Annotated in this window: 17 protein-coding genes and 1 pseudogene; 9 read left to right on the forward strand and 9 right to left on the reverse strand. The window is 58.9% G+C overall.

What is annotated here, in order from left to right:
- Window positions 1–11 precede the first annotated feature (11 nt).
- Window positions 12–1286 (forward strand): beta-ketoacyl-ACP synthase II, encoded by a 1275-nt coding sequence (gene fabF, locus AC1ME2_RS20590; protein ID WP_480436353.1) that lies wholly within the window; start codon window positions 12–14, stop codon window positions 1284–1286.
- Between the two features lie 28 nt (window positions 1287–1314).
- Here fabF and AC1ME2_RS20595 read toward each other — a convergent pair whose 3' ends face one another.
- Window positions 1315–1878: a TetR/AcrR family transcriptional regulator gene (locus AC1ME2_RS20595; RefSeq protein WP_480436356.1), complete on the reverse strand. Its 564-nt coding sequence runs from the start codon at window positions 1876–1878 to the stop codon at window positions 1315–1317.
- Window positions 1879–2125: 247 nt separating this feature from the next.
- Between AC1ME2_RS20595 and AC1ME2_RS20600 the strand changes: the two genes are divergently transcribed.
- The 5 genes from AC1ME2_RS20600 to AC1ME2_RS20620 all read left to right on the forward strand — a co-directional run bounded on the left by AC1ME2_RS20600 (window position 2126) and on the right by AC1ME2_RS20620 (window position 7067).
- Window positions 2126–3079: an AraC family transcriptional regulator gene (locus tag AC1ME2_RS20600; RefSeq protein ID WP_480442252.1), complete on the forward strand. Its 954-nt coding sequence runs from the start codon at window positions 2126–2128 to the stop codon at window positions 3077–3079.
- A 225-nt stretch (window positions 3080–3304) separates the two neighbouring features.
- Window positions 3305–4672, forward strand: a complete 1368-nt coding sequence (gene benA, locus AC1ME2_RS20605; protein ID WP_480436357.1) for a benzoate 1,2-dioxygenase large subunit — start codon at window positions 3305–3307, stop codon at window positions 4670–4672.
- On the forward strand, window positions 4672–5160 hold the full coding sequence (gene benB / locus AC1ME2_RS20610) for a benzoate 1,2-dioxygenase small subunit (RefSeq protein WP_480436358.1): 489 nt from the start codon (window positions 4672–4674) through the stop codon (window positions 5158–5160). The genes benA and benB overlap by 1 nt, the downstream gene beginning before the upstream one ends.
- A gap of 15 nt (window positions 5161–5175) precedes the next feature.
- Window positions 5176–6186, forward strand: coding sequence for a benzoate 1,2-dioxygenase electron transfer component BenC (gene benC, locus AC1ME2_RS20615; RefSeq protein WP_480436360.1), 1011 nt, complete (start codon window positions 5176–5178; stop codon window positions 6184–6186).
- A 101-nt stretch (window positions 6187–6287) separates the two neighbouring features.
- Window positions 6288–7067: a 1,6-dihydroxycyclohexa-2,4-diene-1-carboxylate dehydrogenase gene (locus AC1ME2_RS20620; protein WP_480436361.1), complete on the forward strand. Its 780-nt coding sequence runs from the start codon at window positions 6288–6290 to the stop codon at window positions 7065–7067.
- A gap of 87 nt (window positions 7068–7154) precedes the next feature.
- On the opposite strand, the gene AC1ME2_RS20625 is transcribed toward AC1ME2_RS20620, so the two are convergent.
- From AC1ME2_RS20625 to dsbD, 4 genes and pseudogenes are all read right to left on the reverse strand, one after another.
- Window positions 7155–7613, reverse strand: coding sequence for an REP-associated tyrosine transposase (locus AC1ME2_RS20625; RefSeq protein WP_480436362.1), 459 nt, complete (start codon window positions 7611–7613; stop codon window positions 7155–7157).
- Window positions 7614–7868: 255 nt separating this feature from the next.
- Window positions 7869–8636, reverse strand: a complete 768-nt coding sequence (gene dsbG / locus AC1ME2_RS20630; protein WP_480436364.1) for a thiol:disulfide interchange protein DsbG — start codon at window positions 8634–8636, stop codon at window positions 7869–7871.
- Window positions 8633–9469 (reverse strand): prolipoprotein diacylglyceryl transferase family protein, encoded by an 837-nt coding sequence (locus tag AC1ME2_RS20635; protein ID WP_480436366.1) that lies wholly within the window; start codon window positions 9467–9469, stop codon window positions 8633–8635. Before AC1ME2_RS20635 ends, dsbG begins: the two co-directional genes overlap by 4 nt.
- Window positions 9469–11213 (reverse strand): annotated as a pseudogene (gene dsbD, locus AC1ME2_RS20640) (protein-disulfide reductase DsbD). Before dsbD ends, AC1ME2_RS20635 begins: the two are co-directional and overlap by 1 nt.
- 705 nt (window positions 11214–11918) lie before the next feature.
- Here dsbD and AC1ME2_RS20645 point away from each other — a divergent pair.
- The 3 genes from AC1ME2_RS20645 (at window position 11919) to AC1ME2_RS20655 (ending at window position 15351) form a co-directional block, all read left to right on the forward strand.
- A complete protein-coding gene (locus AC1ME2_RS20645; protein ID WP_480436368.1) occupies window positions 11919–12608 on the forward strand; it encodes a response regulator in 690 nt (229 codons plus the stop codon).
- A complete protein-coding gene (locus AC1ME2_RS20650) occupies window positions 12605–13930 on the forward strand; it encodes an ATP-binding protein (RefSeq protein WP_480436369.1) in 1326 nt (441 codons plus the stop codon). Before AC1ME2_RS20645 ends, AC1ME2_RS20650 begins: the two co-directional genes overlap by 4 nt.
- Before the next feature lie 143 nt (window positions 13931–14073).
- Complete coding sequence (locus tag AC1ME2_RS20655) at window positions 14074–15351, forward strand: serine/threonine transporter (RefSeq protein WP_480436370.1); 1278 nt, start codon at window positions 14074–14076, stop codon at window positions 15349–15351.
- 70 nt (window positions 15352–15421) lie between these two features.
- Here AC1ME2_RS20655 and AC1ME2_RS20660 read toward each other — a convergent pair whose 3' ends face one another.
- The 4 genes from AC1ME2_RS20660 to AC1ME2_RS20675 form a co-directional block, all read right to left on the reverse strand.
- Complete coding sequence (locus AC1ME2_RS20660) at window positions 15422–15982, reverse strand: DUF1003 domain-containing protein (protein WP_480436372.1); 561 nt, start codon at window positions 15980–15982, stop codon at window positions 15422–15424.
- A 186-nt stretch (window positions 15983–16168) separates the two neighbouring features.
- The gene (locus AC1ME2_RS20665) at window positions 16169–16366 is read right to left on the reverse strand and encodes a hypothetical protein (protein ID WP_480436373.1); all 198 of its coding nucleotides are present in this window, start codon (window positions 16364–16366) and stop codon (window positions 16169–16171) included.
- A gap of 122 nt (window positions 16367–16488) precedes the next feature.
- Window positions 16489–16971, reverse strand: a complete 483-nt coding sequence (locus AC1ME2_RS20670) for a GreA/GreB family elongation factor (protein WP_480436375.1) — start codon at window positions 16969–16971, stop codon at window positions 16489–16491.
- Between the two features lie 17 nt (window positions 16972–16988).
- Window positions 16989–17366, reverse strand: coding sequence for a hypothetical protein (locus AC1ME2_RS20675; RefSeq protein ID WP_480436377.1), 378 nt, complete (start codon window positions 17364–17366; stop codon window positions 16989–16991).
- Between the last annotated feature and the right edge of the window lie 4 nt (window positions 17367–17370).

Below are 17370 nucleotides of genomic sequence, written 5' to 3' on the forward strand. Positions count from 1 at the left end.
AGGGTTATTGCATGAGTGGACGGCGAGTCGTAGTGACAGGCATGGGACTGGTATCACCTTTGGGCAGTGGCGTGGAGGCGGTGTGGCAGCGCTTGCTGGCGGGTCGTTCCGGGGTGATTCGGTTGCCGGATGATGTGGTGGCCGATTTGCCGGGCAAGGTCGGCGGTGTTGTGCCGTTGATCGCCGACGATGCCGAGGCCGGGTTCGATGCGGACGCTGCGGCGCCTCCTAAAGAGCAGAAGAAGATGGACCGCTTCATTCTGTACGCGCTGGCGGCGGCCAAGGAGGCCGTCACTCAGGCGGGTTGGGTCGCTGACAGCGAGGAAGCTCAGGAACGTACGGCAACCATTATTGGCTCTGGCGTGGGTGGTTTCAGTGCGATTGCCGAGGCGGTGCGGATCACGGATAGCCGTGGCCCGCGTCGTTTGTCACCGTTCACGATCCCGTCGTTTCTGGTCAATCTTGCGGCAGGCCATGTTTCGATCCAGCACGGTTTCAAGGGGCCACTTGGCGCGCCAGTGACTGCGTGTGCGGCGGGTGTTCAGGCGATTGGCGATGCGGCGCGGATGATTCGTTGGGGTGAGGCAGACATTGCTATCTGTGGCGGCGCTGAGGCGGCCATTGATCGCGTGAGCCTGGCCGGTTTTGCGGCAGCGCGGGCGCTGTCCAGTGGGTTCAATGACACGCCGGAGCGTGCATCGCGTCCGTTTGATCGGGATCGCGATGGGTTTGTGATGGGCGAGGGTGCAGGGATTCTGGTGATTGAATCGCTGGAACATGCGCTGGCGCGCGGGGCTAAGCCGATTGTCGAGTTGGTGGGGTATGGCACCAGTGCTGACGCCTACCACCTGACCGCCGGGCCGGAAGACGGCAACGGGGCGCAGCGCTCGATGCGGGCGGCGATTCGTCAGGCGGGTATTCAACCTTCCGAGATCCAGCATCTCAATGCCCACGCCACGTCCACGCCTGTGGGCGACAAGGGCGAGATGGCGGCGATCAAGGCGGTGTTTGGTGATCAGGAATCGATTGCTGTGACGTCGACCAAGTCGGCGACCGGGCATCTGCTGGGTGCGGCAGGCGGTATCGAAGCAATCTTCACGGTGTTGGCGATTCGCGATCAGATCGCACCGGCCACCCTCAACTTCGACAACCCCGACGAAGCGGCGCAGGGCCTGGATATCGTGCACGGCGCGGCGCGTCCGATGGACATCGAATATGCCTTGTCCAACGGGTTTGGGTTTGGTGGGGTCAACGCCACTGTGCTGTTTCGGCGTTGGCATGATTGATCGTTGACCTTTGGCCAGACGCAAAAGGTTAAGGGGTTGCTTGCCCCTTCAACCAGTCACGGGTGGTCTCGAGAATCCGGTCGGATAACGCGGGGTCTTTTACGCTGCGCGACAGTAGCAACGCACCCACTAGCGTCGACAGCATGACGATGCTTTGTTCGCTGGCGTTGGCTGGATCGGGCAGGGTGTTTTCGATGGATTCGAGCCGGGACTGGATCACTTCATCGGTAATCGGACTGGCCTGACCGCGCTGGCCCATTTCCGCAGACATGGTCGGTAGCGGGCAGCCTTGTTCTGGCGATGCACGGTGTGCAGGCGACAGGTAGCCTTCGATAAAAGCGTGCAGCGGTTCTTGCTCTGCGAACAGGTCGTTGCAGCGATCGGCGACATCGTCGGCAGCCTTGCGCAGTGATTGTTCAACCAGGTCATCTTTGGATTTGAAGTGGGCATAAAAACCGCCATGGGTCAGGCCCAGGGCTTTCATTAACGGTTGCAGGCCCGTGGCGCCAATGCCATCACGTCGAAAGCGTGCAGAGGCTTCGTGGATGATCCGTTGATGGGTATGGGCTTTATGGTCTTCCGAGTAGCGCATTGCTGGAGGCTCCCGTGTATGGCTCTTAGAGATATTGGCCATTATTTTCACATGTTTGCGCAACTTCTTGCATCAATCATTTAGTTGCCAAATACCCGGCTGTCAGGGCGTATGCAGACAGTGTTCGGTAATCGGACAGTCGGCTGTTGTTTACCCTGCATCTCCAGTACGCTCGTGAAAGTGCCAATCACCGGGAAAGTACTGGGAATTGGTGAGCAACTATAAAAATAAGATGAGCCTGCCATGTATGCAAAGCCTGCTGCTTAACGATAAAAGCATGGTGTTTGAGCGTGCCGACCCGTACGCGGTGTCGGAGTACGTCAACCAACATGTTGGTTCCCACTGCATCCAGTTGCCCGCTACGTCCAGACCGCAGGCCAGCCTCAATCACACTAAATTCGCCAGTCTCGACCTGTGTCGTATCAGCTACGGTGCCAGTGTTCACGTTACGTCTCCCGCGCTTGAAACCATCTATCACTTACAGATTCTGCTGCGAGGGCAGTGCCTGTCCAAATCGTATGGGCAGGAGCATTACTTCGCGCCAGGTGAGTTGCTGTTGATCAACCCTGATGATCCGGTAGACCTGATGTATTCCGCCGATTGCGAAAAATTTATTCTCAAGTTGCCGCTGCCGTTGCTTGACCTGACCTGCGCCGAGTTGCGCTGGCACAAGCCCAGCGAGGGCATTCGTTTTGCTTCCAATCGTCACAATCTGGCTGAACTCGATGGTTTCATGAGTTTGCTCGGGTTGGTCTGTCAGGAGGCGGAGACCGATCTGGTGTTGCCTCGGGTTCGCGAGCATTACACCCAGATCATTGCCAGCAAATTGCTCACGCTGCTGGGCACCAACGTCCACCGCGAGACACTGGACGTGCAGTCCGCGCCGTTCGAGCGGCTGGCTGAGTATATTGCGCAGAATCTCAAGCAAGACATCACCGCCGAGTCCTTGGCGCAGCTCAGCCACATGAGTATTCGTTCGCTGTACGCGCTGTTCGAACGCCATGCCGGCACCACGCCGATGAACTACATCCGCAGTAAAAAGCTTGAACGTATCCAGGCCAGTTTGTCCGATCCGAGTCAGCGCGTGCGCAACTTGACCGAAATCGCGCTGGACTATGGCTTCCTCCACCTGGGCCGCTTCGCCGAGTACTACAAAAATCAATATGGTGAATTGCCTTCAGTGACCCTCAAGCGCCGCTAACCCCTGTAGGCGCTGCCGAAGGCTGCGATAAGGGCCGAAGGACCTTCACAGAATCAAACACTGCGGCCGGTTCCCGTCCGATCGCAGCCTTCGGCAGCTCCTACAAAATGCTTGTTTCCCCCAAATCTGCACAAAACGGATAATCCTCTGCACTCACTGGATAGTGCCAACATCTCACCAGGGATAGCCTTCAAGGGTCGAAACATAACAATGGAGACCCCGGCCATGTCCCTGGGATTCGAGTTCCTGCATTCCCTGCTTGAGGAAGACCAAGAGAAGGGCATCTATCGCTGCAAGCGCGAGATGTTCACCGATCCACGGCTGTTCGAACTGGAGATGGAATACATCTTCGAGGGTAATTGGCTGTACTTGGCCCACGAAAGTCAGCTGCCCAACAAAAACGATTACTACACCACCACCATGGGCCGCCAGCCTGTGTTCATCGCCCGCAACAAGGACGGTGAACTCAACGCCTTCATCAACGCCTGCAGCCACCGCGGCGCGATGTTGTGCCGACACAAAACCGGGAACCGCTCAAGCTACACTTGCCCATTCCACGGTTGGACGTTCAATAACTCCGGCAAGCTGCTCAAAGTCAAAGACCCGGCAGAAGCCGGGTACCCCGATGCATTCAATTGCGAAGGCTCCCACGACCTGAAAAAGGTCGCGCGTTTCGAGTCCTATCGCGGCTTTCTGTTCGGCAGTCTTAACCCGGATGTGGTGTCGCTGAAGGAACATTTGGGCGAGTCGGCCAAGATCATCGACATGATCGCTGATCAATCGGCGGACGGTCTGGAAGTGCTGCGCGGTTCTTCCAGCTATGTCTACGAAGGCAACTGGAAACTGCACGCGGAAAACGGCGCCGACGGGTATCACGTCAGCTCGGTGCATTGGAACTATGCTGCCACCACCAATCGTCGCAAGAGCGCCGCCGCAGGCGACGATATCCGCGCGATGGACGCGGGTACCTGGTCCAAACAGGGTGGTGGTTTCTACTCGTTCGAACACGGTCACATGCTGCTTTGGACCCGCTGGTCCAACCCGGAAGATCGCCCGTTGTACGAGCGCCGTGACGAGCTAGCCCGGGACTTCGGCCAGGCTCGCGCTGACTGGATGATCGGTAACTCGCGCAACCTGTGCCTGTACCCAAGCGTGTATTTGATGGACCAGTTTGGTTCGCAGATCCGTATCGCGCGGCCGATTTCCGTCGATAAAACCGAGATCACCATTTACTGCATCGCACCCAAAGGTGAAAGCGACGAAGCCCGTGCCCGACGCATTCGGCAGTACGAGGACTTCTTCAACGTCAGCGGCATGGCGACGCCCGATGACCTGGAAGAATTCCGCTCCTGTCAGCAGGGTTTCATGGCCAAAGCCATGCCTTGGAACGACATGTCCCGTGGCGCCAAGCATTGGGTCGAAGGCGCGGACGATGCGGCTCGGGAAATCGATCTGCACCCGCTATTGAGTGGCAAGCGCACGGAAGACGAAGGCCTGTTCGTAGTTCAGCATCGGCACTGGCTGGACACGATGCACAAAGCACTCGCGCAGCAACAAAGCGCCCAACAGTTGATCCCTGTGGAGGCCGTGTGATGAGCATTTCCTACGATGCCGTGCGCGACTTCCTGTACCGCGAAGCGCGCTACCTGGATGACAAGGATTGGGACAGCTGGTTGGAGCTGTACGCCGCCGACGCCAGCTACTGGATGCCGTCCTGGGACGACCACGATGAACTCATCCAAAATCCGCAGCGGGAAATCTCGCTGATCTGGTACGGCAACCGCAGTGGTCTGGAAGACCGAATCTTCCGCATCAAGACCGAGCGTTCCAGCGCCAGCGTGCCGGACACCCGCACCTCCCACAATATCAGCAATATCGAGATCCTCGATCAGGCTGACGGGCTGTGCACACTGCGCTTTAACTGGCACACCCTGAGTTTTCGTTACAAGACCGTGGACAGCTATTTCGGCACCAACTTCTACACCCTGGACACTCGTGGTGAAACGCCACTGATCAAGGCCAAGAAGATCGTGCTGAAAAACGACTACGTACGTCAGGTCATCGACGTCTACCACCTCTGAAGCGAGTGCCTGATCATGACTCATACCATTGCGTTCAATTTTGAAGACGGCGTCACTCGATTCATCGACGCTAACGCCGGTGAAATCCTTGCCGACGCCGCCTACCGCCAAGGCATCAATATTCCGCTGGACTGTCGCGACGGTGCATGCGGCACCTGTAAATGTTTCGCCGAGTCGGGCACCTACAGCCTCGGCGAGGACTACATCGATGACGCCCTGACCGCTGCTGAAGCCGAGCAAGGTTTTGTTCTGACCTGCCAGATGCGCGCCGAAAGCGATTGCGTGGTGCGGGTGCCGGCGTCTTCGCAGGTCTGTCGCACCCAGCAGACCAGTTTCGACGGTGCCATCAGTGAAGTGCAGGCGTTGTCCGACAGCGCGATTCGGCTGTCTATCCGCAGCGAAGGCTTGGGCAAACTGGCGTTTTTGCCGGGGCAATACGTCAACCTGCAAGTGCCGGGCAGCGTTGAAACCCGTGCGTACTCCTTCAGTTCATTGCAGCACGAAGGACAGGTTTCGTTCCTGATCCGCAATGTGCCAGGCGGCTTGATGAGTACCTACCTCAAGGACCACGCTGCGCCAGGGCAAAGCATCAGCTTGACCGGACCATTGGGCAGTTTTTACCTGCGCGACATCAAGCGTCCGTTGTTGCTGCTGGCGGGCGGGACGGGGCTGGCGCCGTTTTTAGCGATGCTGGAAAAGATCGCCGAAGCGGGCAGCGACTACCCGGTGCACCTGATCTATGGCGTGACCCACGACTTCGATCTGGTGGAACTCGACAAGCTCGACTTGCTGGCGCAACGCATTCCCAACTTCAGCTACAGCGCGTGCGTGGCGTCGGCGGACAGTCAGCACCCGAAAAAAGGCTTTGTTACCCAACACATCGAGCCGGGGCATTTGAATGATGGCGAAGTCGACATCTACCTCTGCGGCCCACCGCCCATGGTCGAAGCCGTCAGCCTCAACCTGCGCGAGCGCGGCACGCAGCCCGCGAACTTTTACTTCGAAAAGTTTGCCGCGAGCGCTTGAGACCGCGTCGCGGCCATTCGCAGGCAAGCCTCCCACAGGATTGTGTGGGAGCAGGCTTACCTGCGATGAGGCCCGACCAGACACAACACAGGACAACTGACATGCCAAACAACCGCTTCACCCACAAAGTCGCCGTCATCACCGGTGCCGCCCAAGGTATTGGTCGCCGGGTCGCTGAGCGTATGGCCGAGGAGGGTGGCAAGCTGGTGTTGGTGGACCGCTCCGAACTGGTCCACGAACTGAACGACAGCCTCGGCCAAAACGCCGATATCCTGACCCTGACCGCTGATCTTGAACAATACGCTGACTGCAACAAGGTCATGGCTGCCGCTGCCGAACGCTTTGGCCGTATCGACATTCTGGTCAACAACGTCGGCGGCACTATTTGGGCAAAGCCGTTCGAGCATTACCTGGAACACGAGATTGAAAGCGAAGTGCGCCGCTCGCTGTTTCCGACGCTATGGTGCTGCCATGCGGTTCTGCCTTACATGCTTGAACAGGGCGCTGGCGCCATCGTTAACGTTTCGTCTGTCGCTACTCGCGGCGTAAACCGTGTGCCTTACGGCGCGGCCAAAGGCGGAGTGAATGCCCTGACTGCCTGCCTGGCCTTTGAAAACGCCGAGCGCGGTATTCGCATCAACGCCACCGCCCCCGGCGGCACTGAAGCACCCCCACGCCGCATCCCACGCAACACGGCCGAACAGAGCGATGCTGAAAAAGTCTGGTACCAACAGATCGTCGATCAGACACTCGATAGCAGCCTGATGAACCGCTATGGCACCGTTGACGAACAAGCTGGCGCCATCCTCTTCCTCGCCAGCGACGACGCCGCGTACATCACCGGCGTAACCCTGCCAGTCGGCGGCGGCGACCTCGGCTGACGCCGTTCGCAGCGGGACGCGTAGTTGCAAGCCTGCTCCCACAGAGGTACGCGGTCTTTTGTGGGAGCAGGCTTGCCTGCGAAGCTTTTAGAGCCAAGTCGCATCCCACAACGGATAATCACCCACTCGCTCAACCAATCCAGCTCGAAGAGGATTTGCCACGATATACCGCGCAAACTTCTTCAAATCATCGTCATAACGAACGGCAATATCGTGATAACCGAGCTGCCAAAATCGCCCTTCGTCTCCACGCGCTCTATTTATCGCGATACCGCTTCTGGATTTGACGCGCCGCATCAAGCTCTTCAACGAGCCATGTCGCAACTCGAATAACCAGTGAAAATGGTCCGGCATGATGACCCAGGCCAACGAGCAGATCAGGCCGTCCTTATGCACCTGTTTCATCTCGCTGACCAGCAAGCGCCCCAATCGCCAATCCTCAAAGGCACGACGGCGGTGAAGCACCTTTGACGTCACAAGATAAATCCTTCCAAACTCGGAAAATCGCCCTGTGCGCAGGTGGTGAGAGTGTGCGATAGCAGGCATTCCGTTGCCCTCTTGAGCGTAAAAACAGAGGGTTAACCTACCGCTTCAACGGCGTGAATGCAGTCTCATCTTCTTAGCCAGATATGTCTGGTGTCAGACAAACCGCCGTTCGCAGCGGGACGCGTAGTTGCAAGCCTGCTCCCACAGGATTGAGTAACGCCACAGATCCACTGTGGGAGTAGGCTTGCCTGCGAAAGCCATAGGTCAGACGCCGCAGGTATCTTTGCGGGAGAAGACTCCCCAAGAGATCGCGGGTTATTTCGGCCCCAATATTTTCCCGAGCAGCTCAGGTGTTGGTGCGCCTTGTTGCTGTTGCAGGTGGCCCTGATCATCGAGGTAGAAGATAGCCGGGGTCGCGGAGAGGCCCAGGTCGGTCATCAGTTGCAGGTTTGCGTCGAGCTTGGTTTGAATCTCTTTTGGAATGCTTGTCAGCGGTTTGAGCGAGCTGCCTTTACCCGCGCTTTCGTGAGTGTTCAGGGCGACTTCGGGGGATTTGTCGGCCAGCAGCGCGGCGGATTTGGCTGCGCTGTCTTCGCGGATAATACCGACCATGATGTGCCGCAATTGTACTTTTCCGGCCTTGACCCATGGCCGTTCCTGCTCCCAGAACATGTTGCAGTAGGGGCAATTCGGGTCGCTGAACAGGTAGACCACGCGGGGCGCGGTCTTGCTGCCGTCGGCGATCCAGGTGCTGTTTTCCATCTTGGTCCAGACTTCCTTGGCCATGGGCGCATACACCAGCTTGTCCAGCGGCGCCTTGCTCAAGTCCTTGCCTTTTTCGTCGTACAGATTGCCTGCCAGCACATGCTTGCCATCCGCCGTCAGGTAGAACGCCATGCCTTGGTTCTGGTATTCAGCGGCATACCCGCGCAGGCCGTCCGGGGCATCGAAAGTGCCGACGATGCGCGCGCCTTTGGCTTCCAGTGCCCGGATCGGTTCAGGCCATTGTTCGGCGTGCAGTTGCGAACTTTGCAGGGCGATCAGGCTGATAGCGATTGCTAAATAGTAACGGGGCAATGTCATGGCGTTGTCCTTGAGTGTGAAGAGGAAGAGCCGCTGTCGACGCTATCGAGATAGTGCGTCAGGCTGGCGGTGGACAGTTCGCCGAGGTGACTGCCGCGCAGGCGCCCATCGGCCGTATAGAAAATGGTAGTGGGCAGCGCCATGGAACCGATGCTTTGCGCCAGTTTGCCGCTGCCATCGAACAGTACATTGCGCAGATGCAGGCCTTGGTTGGCGATAAAACCGGCGACTGTCTGCTGGCTTTCGGCCTGGTTAACGAACAGAAAGACCACGTCTTCGCGTTCCGCCTGGGCCTTTTGCAGCACGGGCATTTCCCGGCGGCACGGTGGGCACCACGTTGCCCACAGGTTGATCACCAAAGGTTTGCCTTTGTAGTCGGCCAGTTGCACCGATTCCCCAGCGGCATTGCGCAAGGTCATCGGTGGCAGGCGCGCACTTTCCTGGTAGATGTTCAGGCCCATGGTCGCCAGTAACCAGAACAGCAAACCGCTGCTCAGCCCCAGCCCCAGCGGTCGACGCAACGCCTGCCGACGCCAGCCGCACCCAAGGCCGCCCAGTACCACCGCCAGCACACCGGGCCAGATCAGAAAACCACCGTCGCGGATGTCGATAATCTGCCAGAGCTCGTCGCGGAACTGCGGCCAGTACGCGATTACAAATCCCAACCGCGCCACGAATAGACCGAGCACAAACAGGCTGAAGAGCGCTGACTCAGGATTGACGCCACCACGTTTGGCGACCCGCCAACCCACCAGCGTTGCCAATCCCAGGGCGACGATCAGCAGCATATGATTCATCGCGAGGGCGAAGGGGCCAATCGAGAAACTCAACATCAGCCAGGCTCCCGGGTTGTTTGCCACTGTTGCAAAAAGGTCTGGGCGTCGACTTCACCGCTGATGCGCCGTTCACGCCGCTCTTCGCCCGTTGGACTTATCCACAGCAGGCTTGGTGGCCCCGGCACTTTATAGCGACTGAGGAGTTCGCGGCTGGCGGCGTTGTCGGCAGTGACATCCAGTTTCAGCAAGCGTACATCTTTCAATGCAGCCAGTACCTCGGCGTTGGCGAACACCTGTTTCTCCATTATTTTGCAGGACACACACCAGTCGGCATAGTAGTCGAGCAACACCCACTGACTCTGTGCCTTTGCAGCATCGAGTTCGCGTTGAAGGGGCTTGGGTTCACTGACCGTGGTGAAGGCGTCATGGTTGACGGTGTTTTCTGCGCGGTTGCCAACTGCGTGGCGTTGTACACCTGCAAGGGGCGCAACGGATCATCCGCGCCACCGGCGGCGCCGATCAGCATCAACGCTCCCCATAAGCCGATCACCAGACCGCCGGGGCCGAACAGGATCGCGGCGCGCTTGTGTTGCCGGGCCTGCATCACGGCGGCATAGGATGCGACCAATAACAGGACACCCCATATGCCGACCCACAGCGCCTCATCCAGTAGCGGCCGCACCATGATTAACGCGGTGCCAAGGAACAGAAAGCCGAACACGCCTTTGAGCAGGTTCATCCAGGCGCCCGGTTTAGGCAGGAAGCGATTGCCCAGCGTGACCAACAGCAAAAGTGGCACGCCGATGCCCAGTCCCATAGCAAACAGCACCAGACCGCCGTGCAGCGCATTGCCGCTTTGCGCGATGTAGAGCAGGGCGCCAGCCAGTGGCGCGGTCATGCAGGGGCCGACCATCAAGCCGGACAAGGCCCCCAAGACCCCGGCGCCGACCAGGCTGCCGCCTTGACGTTGGCGTCCGGCGCTCTCCAGACGATCACGCAGGAAGGCAGGCAGTTGCAGTTCGAAAAAGCCGAACATCGGTAGCGCCAGTACGACAAACAGTGCGGCGAAACTGCCGAGCAGCCAGGGTTGTTGCAACAGCGCTTGCAGGTTACCGCCCAGCAGCGCAGCCAGTACGCCGAGGCCTGCATAGATCAGGGCCATGCTCAGCACATAGCTGCTGGCCAGGGCGAAGCCACGCGTGGGACGTGTGCCGCTGCTGACCACCACGCCGGCCAAAATCGGCAGCATCGGTAACGAGCAGGGGGTAAAGGCCAGTAACAGGCCCAGGCCAAAGAAAACCAACAGGCTCCAGCCGAGCGAACGTTGTTCCAGACTGCTCGCCAGTGCCTGGTCCGGGGCTTGCGACGTGCCTGGATTGGCGGCGTTGTTGCCGCCCAAATCCAGGACTTTGCTTTGCGGTGGATAACACAGCCCGGCATCGGCGCAACCTTGCCAGCTCAGCTTCACTTGCCCGCTGGCGGAGGCCGGGATCAGCAAGTCCAGGGTGTTGCGATACACGGCCTGTGTGCCAAAGTACTCATCGCTGTGGGCCTCGCCTTCAGGCAATACGGGCCTGTTTTCAGGCGGCAAGCCCTCGAATTTCAGCCGCTGCTGATACAGGTAATACCCTTCACTGATGCGCCAGTGCAGGCGGGTCTCGCCAGACGCCATGCGCTCGGAGCTGAACGTAAACGCCTTGTTCACCGGCAGGAAATCCGCTTGAGCGAAAGGGTCTTTGCCCGGAAGTGCCTGGGCCAGGGCGGGTATCAGATAAAAGATGAATAGCAAAAAAATCCGCATCAAAAAAGCCTGGAAGTGACAGTTGACGCAAGGATGCAGGCTGCCGATTAAGTGAGCGTTAATGGCAGGGCGTGAGCACCGTCTTCGACGCCTTCGCCGCCTATCAAACTTATTTTTAATCTTTTAAAAACAATGTGTTGGCGCTGGTCTTGATGTGTATATCCGGCATGTGTGGTTGCTGGAATTATGGTTTCGCTTTTACAGCGAGGAACCTTTTTCAAACGTCGGGACGCCGAACCGCAAAAAGGTCCCGCCAAAAGGCTTGCCCCTCCATACGGATCCTCGCTTAGGCTCGGATTTCCCTCACTCCGGCGTTGCTCCGGGGGCCGCCGCAAGGGGCCGTCCCTGGCCCCGTGCGGCTTACTCGGCATCCTTGCCTCGTTACCCCCTGCGCAACGCCTGCGCTCGGCCTCCTGGAAAAGGGGCCTGACCGTAATTCGACAGTCAATTCACTCCAAATCCCAACAGCAGATCAAAATCCTGTGGGAGCAGGCTTGCCTGCGAAGGCTGCATGCCTGACACACCACCACCACCGATCACGACACACAAATCGCAACCCAGTTTGCTGCGCGACAGCGCGGCAGCTTCTACGACCTGGCGGCCAGAAGCAGGTCTGCGTGTAGGCGTGTGGGGGATGCCCAGTCCTCGCAATTAATCGCGGGTTAATCGTGTTCTGCTTTAATAACTCTTTTTCCGAGCCTACTCATGCACGTATTGCTCTGCGAAGACGACGATCTGATTGCCAGCGGTATTGTTGCCGGCCTTAATGCCCAGGGGCTGACGGTGGACCATGTCGCCACGGCGGCGGCTGTGCGGGCGATGGTGCAGGCTGCGCGGTTCGATGTGTTGATTCTCGATCTTGGCTTGCCCGATGAAGATGGCCTGAAGCTGTTGCGTCAGTTGCGCCAGAACGGTCTTGAACTGCCCGTGCTGATTCTCACCGCGCGGGATACGGTCACTGATCGGGTCGCGGGTTTGCAGGCCGGGGCTGACGATTACCTGCTCAAGCCCTTCGACCTGCGCGAACTCAGTGCTCGCCTGCACACGCTGATCCGCCGGGTTGCCGGGCGCTCGGTGAACCTGATCGAACATGGCTGCCTGACCTACGACCCCAGCAGTCGTGAGACGTTGTTGGCCGGGCAGCCGGTGGACCTTTCTCGTCGTGAACAAGCGCTGTTGCACGCCTTGTTGCACAACCGCGGCCGGGTGCTGTCCAGCGAGCAATTGAAGGACAGTGTCTACGGCTTCGGCGATGAAGTGGAAAGCAACGCGCTCAACGTGCATATCCACCATCTGCGCCGCAAATTGGGCCACACGATCGTCGAAACCGTGCGTGGCTTGGGTTATCGCCTCGGCCCTGCGGATGCCAAGCGCACCGGCTCGGAGGCGTCATGATGAGTTTAAGGGTGCGCCTGAGCCTGATCCTGGGGTCGGTGTTCGTGTTGATCTGGACCCTGGCTGCGGCCTGGATGCTCTGCGATTTGCGTGGCCAGATGATGCAGTCTCTCGATCAGCGTCTGGCCGCTTCGGCGCACATGGTCGCCGGTCTGCTCGAACAATTGCCGACCCCTGGAAAACGTGACGGCACCCCCCTGAGCGCCGAGCAATTGGGTATTCCCGGCGGGCTCGCGTGCCAGGTCAGTTCGCTGCGTGGCGAGGTGCTGGTGCGCAGTCATGCCAACCCCGATCAAGCCCTCGACGCCCAGCAGACTGGCTTTCACGATCAATTGATCAATGACGAACACTGGCGCAGTTTCACCCTGGCCCAGGGTGATCTGCGCATCACCACTGCGGACCGACAGGCTGAACGCGACACCCTCCAGCATTCCATATTGCTGGCTGCGTCGGTGCCGGTGGCGGTGGCCTTGCTCGGTAGTCTGGCGTTGCTGTGGCTGGGTATTGGTCGGGGTCTGGCGCCGCTCAATCGAATGCGCGATGCGTTGAAACGGCGCAATGCGGACTCCGTCGAGCCGTTGCATGTACCCGATCTGCCCAGCGAACTGCAGCCGCTGCTGGACACCCAGAATCAATTGTTTCAGCGCATCGCCCACACCCTGGAACGCGAGCGGCGACTGACTGGCGATGCTGCCCATGAGCTGCGCAGCCCGCTGACCGCTATCAAGACCCACCTGCAAGTGGCGCGCATGACCGAAGGTCCGGTGCGGGATCGTTCGTTGGCCCACGCCGAAGAGGGCGCCGACCGTCTGCACCGCACCCTGGAGCAGTTGCTGTTGCTGGCCAGGGTAGAAGGCAGTCTGTCGTTCGATGACGGCGTGCAGTGCAGCGCTGAAGAGGTTGCGCGGTTGGCGATCCATGATGCCAACCAGGGTGATAACCAGCGCATCGAACTGCGCCTGCCGAAGCGTCTTTCCCTAGCAGCGGTGGAAATGCCCGCCGCATTGGCCGTTGCAGCGTTGCGCAATCTGCTGGATAACGCGTTGCGCCACACGCCTGCCGATGCGCAGGTCGAGTTGAGCCTTGAGACTGATGCGCATACAGCTTGCTTCTGCGTGCGCGATCACGGCCCAGGCATTGCAACCGAGGACCTGCGCCACCTGACTGAACGTTTCTGGCGCAACGGTAAAAACCCTGGGAGCGGCCTGGGCCTGGCCATTGTGCAAGCCATTGTTCAGCGCTGCGTTTGTTCCCTGCGATTCGATAACCAGGCGGATGGCCTGCGCGTCGAGTTGCAGATGCCTCTGCGTAAGGACCCTTAGCGACCGTCCCTCTGACAGGCCTTTGATTATTAAGCTTAATCCCGGACAATTGCGCCCTTCTTGAGGTTGGGGGCGCTGACTGTAAAGTGTTGTGATCCGCCCCGGCCTTGCAGTAATGACCGGCAAACGGAGATTTCGAGCGGATGAATGACCAAGCCACCAGCGTCGATGAGCACGTTGAATTGGTGTCAGCGGGCATTGCCTCCTGGAACCCTCACGACACCACCTGGATGCTGGGCCTGTTTGGCACTGCAATCGGTGCAGGTACGCTTTTTCTGCCGATCAACGCCGGTATTGGGGGCTTCTGGCCACTGCTGATTCTGGCCGTGCTGGCGTTCCCCATGACCTTCTACGCCCACCGTGGCTTGACCCGGTTTGTGTTGTCCGGACGCGAAGGCGCCGACATCACCGAGGTCGTCGAACAACACTTCGGCAAGACCGCCGGTGTGCTGATTACCCTGCTGTATTTCTTTGCTGTGTTCCCGATCCTGCTGATTTACAGTGTGGCGCTGACCAATACCGTCGGCAGTTTTCTCGAGCATCAGTTGCATGTGCAGCCACCGCCCAGGGCGTTGCTGGCGTTTTTGCTGATCGTCGGTCTGCTGGCCGTGGTGCGCTGTGGCGAGAAGGCAATCGTCAAGGCGATGAGCCTGATGGTCTATCCCTTTATCGTTGCGCTGCTGTTCCTGGCGGTATTTCTGATTCCGCACTGGAGTGGCGGCATCCTGGCCACCGCGACCACGCTGCCTGAGCCGTCGGCGCTGCTGGACACCCTGTGGCTGGCGATTCCGGTGATGGTCTTCTCGTTCAACCATTCACCGATCATCTCGGCCTTTGCCGTGGACCAGAAGCGCCAGTACGGCAGCCACGCCGAAGTGCGCAGCTCGCAGATTCTTGCGCGCGCCCATGGCCTGATGGTGGTGATGGTGCTGTTCTTCGTGTTCAGTTGCGTGCTGACCTTGTCGCCGATGCAACTGGCCGAAGCCAAGGCGCAGAACCTGTCGATCCTGTCCTATCTGGCCAATCACTTCAGCAACCCGACGATTGCTTTCGTCGCGCCGCTGATTGCCTTTGTGGCCATCACCAAGTCATTTCTCGGCCACTACATTGGCGCCAGTGAAGGCCTTAAAGGCCTGGTCGTCAAAACCGGCCGCCGTCCCGCGCCGCGCACCCTGGATCGGCTGACGGCCGCGTTCATGTTGCTGGTGTGCTGGCTGGTGGCGACGTTGAATCCGAGCATCCTCGGGATGATCGAAACCCTAGGCGGCCCCGTTATTGCCGCACTGTTGTTTCTGATGCCGATGTACGCCATCCACAAAGTCCCGGCGATGCGCCGTTACGCGGGCAAGGCGTCCAACGTCTTCGTGACCGTGGTCGGTCTGGTGGCGATTACGGCGTTGGTTTATTCGTTGATCGACTGATGCTTTGACGCCGTGAACCTGTGGGGTGCTGACGCTCGATGGCCTGCACCCCTGTTAACTCGTTACCTGATCAGGTATTTTTTTTGACGAAGTGTTCGTGCATTTCCATCGTCAGGGTCTCGACTCGCTCGGTCAGGGCTTTGGTCATTTCGGTCAGGCGAGTGTTCTGCTCCAGCAGTTCGAGCATCAGCGCCGAGTTATGCGCGGCCAGGGCCATGCGTTTCTCGTTGGCCCCCGCCAGTTCTTCGCGGTGTAGCGCATCGGCATCAGCGTGGGCTTTGTCCCGCGCGGCCTGACGGGTCTGGGCCAGCAGGATCAAGGGGGCGGCGTAGGCCGCTTGCAGGCTGAACGCCAGGTTGAGCAGGATGAACGGGTAGACATCGAATTGGGTGAAACCAGCCAGGTTGACCCCGATCCACAACACGACAATCAGCGTCTGCCCGCCAAGAAACATCGGCGTGCCGAAGAAGCGTGCGAACGCTTCAGCCTTGAGGGCGAAGGTATCGTTGCCGAACGTGCTCGACAGGTGGGTGTGCGGCTTGAGGAAGCGCAGATGGTCGACATGCGCTTTCGTCGGGGTAGGCGGCACAACGGGATCGGAAAGGGTGGGCTCGGGCGTGGGGGTTGTCATTACAAATTCCTGATGATCAAGTAAACGGACGGACAGTAACGCCCGCGCCGCCACTATAGCGGCACGTCAGCTGCCTCGATATGTTCGGCAGACGCAGTGCCTGAATGCAGGCTGAACGGTTTTAGTTTTTGCGAAAATCGACTATCGCGTTCAGTGCCTGGTTTCAAGCGCGTACCCGCTATCGCCTCAATCGGGGTGCAAGGGCTTGGACACCTGCATGATGTGTGCATAGTCGTATACGTATTGCCGACCCGCATGGCTGGTCAGCCGCAGCCCCTCAATCAGCAGACGCTCTTTGTTGCTCAGGTATAACAACCCAGGATGTTCATCGGACTTGAGGCGATCACGTTCATGGGCGTCAGGGAAAGTGATGACGTTCGTCATGAAAAATCTCCTTGCGTATTGAGTCCTTGTCCCCGGATGTCGGTCCAGGCCACTGGTGATGTAGCGACAGTGCACCTTACCCAGAAAAAGTTGGAGGGATCAACCCTGCAAACGGATAGGTTTCACATCACTTGAGTGACTTCGAACGATTGGCGGGTGCCATTGATGGTGATTTCGACAACATCCCCCTCTGCTTTGCCGAGCAGGTTTTGTCCCAGGGGCGCGCGTGGCGTGATCACCGTGATCAAAAAATCATCCTGATAGATCTTCAAACCGGCGGCATCGGGACCCAGGAACACCTGTTGCTGGCTGCCGTTACCGGCCTCCAGACTGAGCAAATCGCCGATTTGAATCCCGCGTTGCTCGTCAAAAGGCCGCAGGCTCAGGTTCTGAAAAAGCACCAGCGACTGGCGGATTTCTTCGACGCGCCGTGCTTGTCCTGCCGCCAGGTATGACGCCTCCAGTCCCAGGGTGTCGTACTTGTTTTCGGCGATGTTTTCTTCGTGAGTCGCGGTCTCATAGGCGGTCTGGGCGGCGCGTTGCGCGACGTCCAGATCGACCTTGAGTTTGGCGATGATCAGTTCCAGAACGGATGACTTATTCATGGTGGTTCGCATCAGGCCTAACCACAGAACTGGCTGACGCTGGTCCGGGTTTTTTCACTGGGCGCGGTTTGATTCTGCTGCATCCAGAATTGGCATTTTGGCCCGTTGAGGCGCTTTTCCTGAGCGGCCTGAGTTTGCTGTTGAGCCTGTTGGGCCTGGGTGTCGAGCAGGTTCTGCTTATACTTGTCGAACATCGTGTTTTCCGACGCCGGTTGCGCTGGGGGACGTGAGCCTGTTGTGACGGCCTTGAACTGACTGACGACGTTGCCCAATACGATGGACTGGCTGGCGAGGGTCGTGTTGAAAGCCAATGCCACCGTCACCGCGATAGCGATGAAGCCGAGCCAGACGCCCAGCGCAATGCACATAATCAACTTCACGGGGCGAAAGGACATGACA

The sequence above is a fragment of the Pseudomonas sp. ASL9 genome (assembly GCF_056680335.1).